8 protein-coding genes and 1 other RNA gene are annotated in these 9661 nt (G+C 58.5%); 7 read left to right on the top strand and 2 right to left on the bottom strand.

Translation table 11 applies throughout. The features are described 5' to 3' along the window. Positions 1-673 (top strand): hypothetical protein (locus K1X75_18095; GenBank protein MBX7059979.1); only part of this gene is annotated, 673 nt, incomplete at its 5' end. Next, positions 670-1263, top strand: coding sequence for a hypothetical protein (locus tag K1X75_18100; GenBank protein MBX7059980.1), 594 nt, complete (start codon positions 670-672; stop codon positions 1261-1263). The genes K1X75_18095 and K1X75_18100, both read left to right, overlap by 4 nt. A 14-nt stretch (positions 1264-1277) precedes the next feature. Here the strand turns inward: K1X75_18100 and K1X75_18105 are convergent, their stop codons facing one another. Next, on the bottom strand, positions 1278-2174 hold the full coding sequence (locus K1X75_18105; GenBank protein MBX7059981.1) for a lysophospholipid acyltransferase family protein: 897 nt from the start codon (positions 2172-2174) through the stop codon (positions 1278-1280). 243 nt (positions 2175-2417) lie between these two features. On the opposite strand from K1X75_18105, the gene K1X75_18110 reads away from it, so the two are divergent. From K1X75_18110 to K1X75_18120, 3 genes are read left to right on the top strand one after another with little or no spacing between them, the layout of a single operon-like run. Next, positions 2418-5717 carry an efflux RND transporter permease subunit gene (locus K1X75_18110; GenBank protein MBX7059982.1) on the top strand — a complete coding sequence of 1100 codons (3300 nt, stop codon included), beginning with the start codon at positions 2418-2420 and terminating at the stop codon, positions 5715-5717. Between the two features lie 6 nt (positions 5718-5723). Continuing rightward, a complete protein-coding gene (locus K1X75_18115; protein ID MBX7059983.1) occupies positions 5724-6971 on the top strand; it encodes an NAD(P)/FAD-dependent oxidoreductase in 1248 nt (415 codons plus the stop codon). A 50-nt stretch (positions 6972-7021) separates the two neighbouring features. Beyond that, positions 7022-7453, top strand: coding sequence for a VOC family protein (locus tag K1X75_18120; GenBank protein ID MBX7059984.1), 432 nt, complete (start codon positions 7022-7024; stop codon positions 7451-7453). 16 nt (positions 7454-7469) lie between these two features. Here K1X75_18120 and rnpB read toward each other — a convergent pair. Further along, positions 7470-7825: RNase P RNA component class A (gene rnpB / locus K1X75_18125), an RNA gene on the bottom strand. Between the two features lie 121 nt (positions 7826-7946). Here rnpB and K1X75_18130 point away from each other — a divergent pair. Further along, a complete protein-coding gene (locus K1X75_18130; GenBank protein MBX7059985.1) occupies positions 7947-9152 on the top strand; it encodes a DnaJ domain-containing protein in 1206 nt (401 codons plus the stop codon). Between the two features lie 63 nt (positions 9153-9215). Next, positions 9216-9661, top strand: a 446-nt coding sequence (locus K1X75_18135) for a hypothetical protein (GenBank protein MBX7059986.1), incomplete at its 3' end; no start/stop codon positions are given.

Consider the following 9661-nt stretch of genomic DNA (forward strand, 5'->3'; position numbering starts at 1 on the left):
GGGAAAACATCACAGCATCCTCTTTGGCTTTGTTACGGGTGATCTTTATATCGAAAATGCACAGACCGGCTGGCTTCCGCGCGACCGGGAACCAGCGGCCTTCGCCGGCTGGTTGGTCTCTTACCTGCTTCCGTCGAGCGTTGTCACCGTTCCGGACTATACCGCATCGTACGTTGAAAGAATCCATGTGGGCCGAATGGCTTGCGGCGCGCTGGGCACAGCTGTTCATCCACTCAATCATTCTGCTTACGATCCCTACGTACAAATTGAGCTTCAGTTTGGGCGAGTAGGCGAGCACCAGTTGGGCGGCCTACGATTGTCTGCCGGACTTCGCTACTATTTGCTGGAGCAGGTCTATATCAAGGCGGAATACTTCAAGGCGGGGACTATCCTCTCAATCAAGAATCGAACCGGATTTGGGTTTATCGGCGCAGGACAGAATCACGAAAGGCACAGCTACCAGGAGCAGGGCTATCGCTTTGGGGCTGGCGTCGCCTTTGAATGGGGGACGCCCGAGCCGCCAGCGGGCGAGCCTGACAGCTATCGCCCTACGACGCCGGAGGCTGATGATAGGCCCTCCGATTCCCAGAATAACGGAGACAAACGCGACTTTGAGCCGTCGCCTCCTGACCAGGAGCAAATGCCGCCCTCCGACGAGGCAATTCAACTATGACGCGCCTGTCTTTGCTTTCGAGAGTGGCGCAAATCATAGGAAGTCTCCTCTTCCTGATAGTTTGCTCCAGCAACTCGCCGGATGAGGCGCAGGAGTCAGACCTCCTGCTCAACACGATACTTGCGGTCAATCGGCTGGGGGCGTTCAATGGAATGGGCCCCGACCGAGCTCCGCAGCGACCGTCGGAGAACCCTCCGTTTGTTACGATCACGTCGCTAAGCTCCAGTCAATTCCAGGACGCTATACACGATACTACAGATGTAGACTGGTACCGATTCACCAAGGACAGCAGTTTCATTTACATTGGCGTTGGCGGCGTCGGCAGCTCCTTTTCCTGTTGCCCGAGCATGGCGACTGTCCACGAAGTATCCGTGGCAGATGTAAATGATTCTGCGCTGTGGACGGCCAGCGCCGATGGCGCGTTTCCCTGCACGGCTGCACATTTTTGCAGAGACTCGTATCGCTCGCCGAGCTATCTGAGCAACGCAATACTGTCCGTGTCCAATCTGACCAATAGCGTGAGTTATCTGCTGCGAATTCAGGATGCTGGTCGGGGCGGCGCACCCTGTCGCTACGCGATCACCCGTTGATTTTCGCTCAATGCTTAAATGACGCCGCGCTCACGCCAGATATTCCAGATGGCCTGCGCATCCGCCGGCCTGGTATGCCAGCGTCGATGCAGCCAGTAGTAGTCCTCTGGAAAAAGTCGAACTTTCTCTTCAAGCAGCCGCACCCAGTTCAGCGTGAACTGCCGTTCCCATTCCGCCGCATCGCCCTTTGGATCTAGCGCCGGCCGCGGCAATTCCTGTACCTGAAAATGCAGCCTGCTTCTTTCGTCGTGCCAGGACCAGCAGAACACGATGGGCGCATCCGTCATTCGCGCAAAGAGCGCCGGGCCCTGATAAGTGGAGGCCAGCTGGCCCATGAAGGGATAGAACTCGCCGCTCTGGCCGGCATCTTGATCGGCTATGAACGCTACCATGTTGCCTTTTTTCAAGTGCTGCAAAATTAGCCGCGGGCTCTCATCGGTATAGATTAACTTAATATTCTGGCTGGCGCGAACGCGCTCGATCCAGGCATTCGACCATGGATTGCTCTGCCGCTTGGCAAGGACGTGCAACTCCGAGGTGCGAATGGATGAAGTAAGACCGATGCCCATCCATTCCCAGCTGCCCAGGTGGCCGAGCACCAGAATGCCGCCCTTGCTCAGCAGCCGGCGATGCAATTCTCCGCCGTCCGGTTCCAGGACAATGTGCTCTGGAACCTCGCGCGGGCGAATACGGGGCTCGTGGATGAACTCATTGGTCAGTCGCGCCAGGCTGCGCAGGTTTTGGCGGCAGATGCGCGCTCGTTCCGCCGACGATTTGTCCGGAAAGCTGGCGTCTACGTTGTTCACAATGCGCTTGCGGAAGGAGCTGCTCAGACCAAAGAGCAGACGACAGAACCAGAAGAGTTGCAGCTCGCTGAAGCGAAAGGGCATCAGCGAAAGCGGAAAAATCATCAAACGCACCAGGGCGTACTCGAGGAATTTACGGGGCGTGCGCTCGACCTTCTTCTCTCGTGCCAAGTCTTGCTCCAGCTGCAAGGGAATGTTGCGTTTGATTCGCCTGCCGTGCGCCTTGCGTCAACCGCATATTGGAAGCGCGTCGCCGCGCTGTCGCGCTCTTGGACTTGACGGCCCCTGTCCTCCGTCGGGACTGGCCTTAGTCGCCCGACCAATTTTGGTCAGGCGCCCGGACGGTCTATGAATCTGGCCAGCCTCTCCATCAAGCGCCCCATTTTCATTTCCAGCATTGTCATTTTGATGCTGGCCATGGGCGGCATTGCCCTCAACCGCCTGGGCATTGATCTATTTCCAAAGGTAACCTTTCCCTATGTGCTGGTAACGACGACCTACCTGGGCGCTGGGCCGGAGGAAGTGGAAAATCTCATTTCGCGGCCTATCGAAGAGCAGCTGTCCAGTATTGCCGGAATTAAGCGCGTCTCCTCTCGCAATCAAGAGGGTCTGTCAGTGGTGATAGCCGAATTCACCCTGCAGACGGATATCAAGTACGCAGAGCAACAGGTGCGCGATAAAGTTGGTACCGCGCGCGTCGATTTTCCGGCCGACGCTGATGAATCGCTGGTGCTGCGTTTTGATCCCGACGACCAGCCCATTCTACGACTCTCGTTGCAGGCCGATCTGCCGCCGGCCAAACTCTATGATCTTGCCAACGAAACAGTCAAGCCGCTGCTGGAACAGGTCGGCGATGTGGGCGGCGTTCGCCTACTGGGCGGGGCGCGGCGCGAGATTCAGCTGGAGCTGGATCGCAATCGTTTGAATTCCTATCGCATCTCCGCAGTCCGCATTGCCAATCAGCTGCGCAATTCCGGATTGAATGTACCCGTGGGCCGCTTTGAATCGGGCGCTCAGGAAATCAGTTTTCGCACGCTGGGCGAGTTTTCCAGTATCGAAGACATTCGCAATACAACCGTCAGCTTTGGCGCTGATATCGGCAGCGGCGTAACCATCGGCGAATTGGGGCAGGTGCGCGACGCCACCGAAGATACCAAGGCCATCGGCTATTTCTATGCGCCGCTCCAGGATCGGCCTCATCCAGGTTTGTTGCGCAATCTAATTGGCGGAGATACCCCGCAGGTAGAACGTCAATTGCGGCCGGCGTTGTTTATCGATGCTTACAAACAGTCCGGTTCAAATACTGTGGCCGTGGTGGACGCGCTGCTGAAGCGCGTTGGCGAAATCAACCAACGCCTGGCGAGCGGCGAAGGCAAGCCGCGAATCATCGTGGTTCGCGATAGCTCGCTCTGGATTCGCTACAACATCGAAGACGTTGCCACCGCTATTGTGCTGGGCATTGTCCTGGCCGTGGTCGTCGTTTACTTCTTTCTTGGAAATCTACGCTCAACGATCATAACCGGTCTGGCTTTGCCCAACTCCTTGCTGGGCGCCTTTCTCCTGATGTACGTGATGGGCTTCACCATCAATGTAATGACCTTGCTGGCGCTTTCGCTCTGTATCGGTCTCTTGGTGGACGACGCGATTGTCGTGCGTGAGAATATCTTTCGAAAAATCGAGGAAGGGCTGCCGCCGCGCGAGGCGGCGGAGAAGGGAACGACCGAGGTTACTCTTGCAGTCATTGCAACCACCGCCACCGTCATAGCCGTGTTCCTGCCGGTGGGCTTTCTGACCGGCATCATCGGACAATTCTTCAAGGAATTTGGCCTGACCGTGGTGTTTGCCATGTTGATCAGCCTATTTGACGCGCTGACCATTGCGCCAATGCTATCGGCTAACTTCGCCGGCGGTCTGGATCACAAGCGCAACTTTCTGCTGCGGGCCTTTGATCGTTACCAGGACTGGCAAGACCGCCTTTACGAGCGGGCCATGGCCTTTACGCTGCGCCGCAAGAAGACAGTCATCGCCATTTCCGTTGGCGTCTTTGTGTTGAGTTTGCTGAGCCTGGGGCTGGTAAAACGGACGTTCCTGCCCCCCAACGATCAGGGCGAATTTCAGATCAGCTTTGAATTGAAACCTGGCGCCTCGCTGGAAGGAACGCGAGTCATTGTCGATCAGGTTGTGCAGAAGCTGCAGAATGAGCCGCTGGTTGAAAAGATGGCCATCGTTATTGGCAACGAAAACGCCGAGTCCAACGTTGCCAACATCGGCATCCAGCTGGTCCCGTCCGGAGAACGCCGGATTTCTACGGTGGATTTTAAGAGCCATGTCCGCGAGATGCTGGCCCCTTTTCATGAAGCGCGCGCCCGCGTGGCGGACTACAGCGCCGTCGGCGGCGGCGTTCAGTATCCTTTCAACTTGAACCTGCGCGGCGAGGATCTTCAAGTGCTGGACGCCTATGCCTCCAAATTGGTGGAGCGAATGCGAAATATTTCCGATCTGACTGACCTCGACAGTAGCTTTCGTCCAGGCAAGCCGGAGTTCCAGGTTGTATTTGATCAAGCGCGCATGCAGGCAGTAGGAGTCGCGCCGGTCATCGCCGGACAGGAGTTGCGCTATCATGTGGCAGGCGGCGTCGTCGGCAAGTTGCGCCAGAATGGCCTGGAGTATGATATTCGTTTGCGCCTGCGTCCCGAGCAGCGCAACCTGCGCGCCGCCTTCAGTCAGACGATGATTCCCAATCTGAACTTTCAGATGATTCCGCTTCCTGCGATCAGCGTGGGTCGGGAAAACTACGGACCGGCGCGCATCTCGCGCGAAAACCGAGCGCGAGTTGTTACGATCAATGCCAATCTTTCGCCTGGCGGCGCTCTCGATTCGGCCACGGAACAGGTGAAGAAACTGCTGGATCGTGAAATGCCGCCGCCGCCTGGCGTGACCTACGCTTTCATCGGTCAGGCCGAGGATTTGCGCGAACTGATTGCCAATATCATTCTGGCCTTCGGCATCGCGCTGCTATTTATCTACCTTGTACTGGCATCGCTCTACGAATCCTTTGTTACGCCCTTTACCATCATTTCCGCCCTGCCAACAGCCATTTCTGGCGCATTTTTTGCGCTGGCGATTACTGGAGAGTTCCTGAATATCTTCAGCATGATCGGGGTGATTCTCTTGATGGGGTTGGTGACCAAGAACTCCATTCTGCTGGTGGACCGCGCCATGGAGAATATGCGCCATCGCGGCATGGATCGCGACGCCGCCATTTTTGAAGCCGGTCAGGTGCGATTGCGACCCATCTTGATGACGACCTTCGCTATGATTGCCGGCACGCTGCCGGTTGCGCTGGGACTTGGCGAGGCGGCCAAGAGCCGAACAGCAATGGGTATCGCCATCATTGGCGGACTCTTTATCAGCACGCTGGTAACGCTCTTGCTTGTGCCGGCCATCTTCGCCTACATCGATCGCTTGCGCGAATTCCTGGAAGGCCTTGTTACTCGCGCCTCGGGCGATCAGGCGAGCTCCGGCCCGCATGGTTCGGCGAGCGCCTCCAATGCGGGCAATGGATCGTTATCCGAGGAAGAAGTTCGACGCAGCTCATATCCAGACCTGCCGCCAGAATTCGGCGGGCGTCGGCGCCGCCGGCATTGAACGGCAATGGCTGCGAGCGGGGAATGGCCGCTGATCGTCATCGGCGGCGGTGCGGCCGGCGTTTTCGCGGCGATCCATTTTGCCGGTGACAGCGGCGCCCCCGTCTTGTTGCTGGAGGCCGGATCGCGACTGTTGCAGAAGGTCAGTATCTCCGGCGGAGGCCGATGCAATCTGACTAACGCCGAGCCCGATCGACGGCGATTTGCCGCCGCCTATCCGCGCGGTGAAGCAAGCATGCGTTCCTGGCTGCGCCGCTTTTCGGCGCGCGATCTTTGCCGCTGGTTTGAAGGACGGGGCATTGCGCTCAAGACCGAGGTCGATGGTCGTATCTTTCCTTTAAGCGACAGTTCGCAGACAGTTATCGACGCCCTGCAGTCGGCCCTCGTCGAGGAGGCGGTGGAGCTTCGCCTGCGCAGTGCGGTCCAGTCAATCGCCGCCGGCAACAACGGCTATCTTGTGCAGCTGCGAAATGGCACAGCGCTGCACACTGCGCAGTTGATTGTTGCAACCGGCGGGGGGCGGACGGCGGCCGCCTGGGCCTCCGCCATGGGCATAGCTGTCCAGCCGCTTACGCCATCGCTTTTCAGCTTTCAGATTGATGATCCGGAACTTAGATCGCTGAGCGGTCTGTCCGCGCCGGCGGCGTTGAGTCTGCCGCAATTCAACCTGAAAGCGCGAGGCGCACTACTGATCACACACCGGGGCCTTTCCGGTCCTGCAGTCTTGCGATTGTCTGCCTTTGGCGCGCGCCATTTGCAGCGCTGCGGCTATCGCGCTCGCCTGCAGATCGACCTTGCTCCGGACAGCGGGGAGCAAGAATTGCGCGCCAGATTGCTTGAGCTTCGACAGAGCAGCGGAGGACGAAGTTTGCTTTCGATTTGGCCGACGCCGTCGGCGCGGCGGCTGCGCGAGTATGTCTGGCATCGATCTGAAACGCCCTTGGATCTGCGCTGCTCTCAGATTACAGCTGCCCAGCAAACAAGTCTGATAAGAAACATTAAACATATGCAAGTACAAATCAATGGAAAGGGGCCATTCAAAGAGGAATTTGTGTGCGCCGGCGGCGTGGATCTGGCGGCGCTGGACCGCCGCTGGCCGGAATCGCTGCAGCACCCCGGCCTCTACTTTGCAGGCGAAGCCCTGGATATCGACGGACTGACCGGGGGATACAACCTGCAGGCGGCCTGGACCACCGGCTACCTTTGCGCACAAGCCGCCGCGCAGCGTCAAGGCAGCGCCGCAAAAGTGAATTGATTTAAGCGCAAGGCGCTTGCCAGCGCCGGGCGGCGCGCCGCAATACTGCGATGAACCTTCCACAGCGCATTTCGTTTGTCACCCTGGGCGTAGCCCGTCTCGATCGGTCGCGTGAATTCTATAGCGATGCGCTGGGCTGGACGCCGATCAAAGACACGCCTGAGATCATCTTCTATAATTTGAACGGCATCTTCCTGGGTCTTTTCCCGAGCGAGGAATTGGCGGCCGACGCCAACGTCGCGGCCAGCGGGGAGGGCTTTCGCCATTTTACACTGGCTATCAATCTGCGCTCGGAACTCGAGGTCGACCAGGCCTTTGCCCGCTTGCGCCGTCAGGGCGCAGCGATTCCGCAGGCGCCGGCGCGCGTCAGCTGGGGCGGATATCGCGGCTACTTTGCCGATCCGGATGGGCATCTTTGGGAAATCGCCTTCAATCCGCACATACGTATGGATGAAAGCGGAAACCTTTTGGACCATCGCTGAGTATGTACAAAGAAAAGTGGAGGACGCGCCCGTAAGCCGGATTCTGTTTTAGACCGTCATTTCTCTTGGCCAGCAGTTGCCCGCTGGCTCTTTGCTCTCTACCCGCGACCTTGGCCGGACCGGCCTCGAACGGTCGCCTACTTGAGATTGCGCCGGAGAGGGCTTGCCGTGCCGTGCCAGTTGCCTGTCACGCGGTGGGCTCTTACCCCGCCATTTCACCCTTGCCAGCTTGCGCTGGCGGTTTCCTTTCTGTTGCGCTATCCGTAGCGTCTTGCGACGCTCCCGGGCGTTACCCGGTCTCCTGTCCTGCGGCGTCCGGACTTTCCTCACTTGCCGGATTGCTCCGGTCTGCGCGACGATCCGGCGCGCCCTCCGTCAACAAGCGCGCGGCAAGGCCGGCGCGACGGCAAGCTACTTTGGGCGCGGGCAACAGCGCTCGCGTCGGCGACAAGATTCGACTGACAGTCGGCAATGATTGCTGCGTCGTGGGCTTATGGCTGTCGTTCGAAAAGACGGAGGAAACAGTCGCTCCGATTTGTTCATCCGGATCCTGAAACTCTCCGGCGCTGTGCTGGCAATCGGCCTCACGCTCTGGTTAGTCTCGCTACTGCTGGAGGCGATGGAGGGCAGCGAGGAGGCGGCAGACTTTCGGTCGGGCATCTGGATCATTGGCGTATTGATCTTCTTTCTATTATTCGCCGCCTATCTCGTCTTTCGACCGGCGCCGGATCCATCCAGTCAAAATTCGGAGCGTCCTGATACGTCAGGCGACCAACCATTGAAACGAATCGCCCTCGCTTCATTGCTGGTGACCCCACTGATTGCGTTCTTTATTCATCCACTGATCGGCAAGCTCAGTCATAGCTTTGTGCTCCTCTGGATGATTGCGGTTACAATCGCTACTTTTCTCTATCGCATGCGCTTGGGGGGCCGGCGCGCCGACTGGCGAAAGCTGTTAACTCCAGATGCGCCGAACCTCGCGCAGCAGATTCAATCCATCATCCGTCTTCATCCGCCGCTGGACCAGACCTGCGCCTGGACTGCCGCCATTGCTACGCACTTTGCGCGCGTCGACGGCCGCATCACGGCAGACGAACAGCATACACTCAAGCAAGCTCTGGAGCGAGAGTTTCCTTCAGTCAATCATGTGCTGATGGCGCGAGTGATTGCCACGACGGCGGACGTCCTTCGTCGTCAGTCTGCGGCGGAGAATCGCGCATCGCTGCTTAACTTCGTTTCTGCCTTCGAAGCAGCCGCGCCAGCGCTGGCAGCGCCCGGACCGGGGACCATGCGCCAAATGCGTGAATTTGTAGCGGAAACTATCATCAACGTCATACTAGCCGACGGTCGCGCTACTGCGGAAGAAAAGCTGCTCTTCGAAGAGCTGGCGCGCGCCCTTCGGCTCTCGCCGGCGGCGGCGGAATCCATCTGGCGCATGGTCGAGGGTAAACGCGGGCGGCGCAGCGCTGACGGGGCAAGTCAAGCTGGGACGACCGGCGATGCCTTGCAGCTGCTTGGTCTGCAGCCAGGTTACAATGATCGGCAACTGCAGCGCGCCTGGCGCCACATGGCCCTTCGTTTTCATCCTGATCGCATCCCATTTGACGACGCCGCCACGAAGCAAGCAGCCCACGAACGATTCTTGAAACTGAAGGCTGCATACGATCTATTGCATGCCGGCCGTGGCGACGCGGGCTGATTCGGGATTGACGTCGCTGCCGGCGGGCGCCGGCTGCCGCCGGATTGGCGCTTGGGAGGCGGCATGCGATTCTTACTCTCCGGTCTGGCTGCCCTCGGCCTGTTGCTTTTTGCTAATGCCTGCTGGCTCTGTCAGCATCCTCTAAATCAGGACTCCTGCCAGGCCGACGACGATGATCCGCTGGCGCTGCTGCTCGCGGCCGTGCTCAGTCCCTCCGGTCCGGAAATATCGGTATTTCAGGGCGCCACGGAAATCCCAAGCAATGGCGCCTTCATGTTTCCGAATGCCCCGGCGCTCCTGTTTACAATAACCAATGCCGGCGGCGGAACGCTTATGCTCGGCGTTGCCACGCATACCGATCCAGCGGATTTCAATCTTTCGCAACCGCTCAGCGCAACAATTGCGCCCGGCGGCATGACTACATTTACCATGGACAACTTCAACGGCGGCATGACCGCAACCACCTTAACGATTCCCAACAATGACAGCAACGAATCAAGTTATGTAAT

The organism is Leptospirales bacterium (assembly GCA_019694655.1).
Classification (GTDB): Bacteria; Spirochaetota; Leptospiria; order Leptospirales; family Leptonemataceae; genus SSF53.

What these genes read in the sequence shown, in the direction of transcription:
- K1X75_18100 (MBX7059980.1), top strand. Translation starts at nt 670, where the DNA reads ATGACGCGCCTGTCTTTGCTTTCGAGAGTGGCGCAAATCATAGGAAGT.
- K1X75_18105 (MBX7059981.1), bottom strand. Translation starts at nt 2,174, where the DNA reads ATGATTTTTCCGCTTTCGCTGATGCCCTTTCGCTTCAGCGAGCTGCAA.
- K1X75_18110 (MBX7059982.1), top strand. Translation starts at nt 2,418, where the DNA reads ATGAATCTGGCCAGCCTCTCCATCAAGCGCCCCATTTTCATTTCCAGC.
- K1X75_18115 (MBX7059983.1), top strand. Translation starts at nt 5,724, where the DNA reads ATGGCTGCGAGCGGGGAATGGCCGCTGATCGTCATCGGCGGCGGTGCG.
- K1X75_18120 (MBX7059984.1), top strand. Translation starts at nt 7,022, where the DNA reads ATGAACCTTCCACAGCGCATTTCGTTTGTCACCCTGGGCGTAGCCCGT.
- K1X75_18130 (MBX7059985.1), top strand. Translation starts at nt 7,947, where the DNA reads ATGGCTGTCGTTCGAAAAGACGGAGGAAACAGTCGCTCCGATTTGTTC.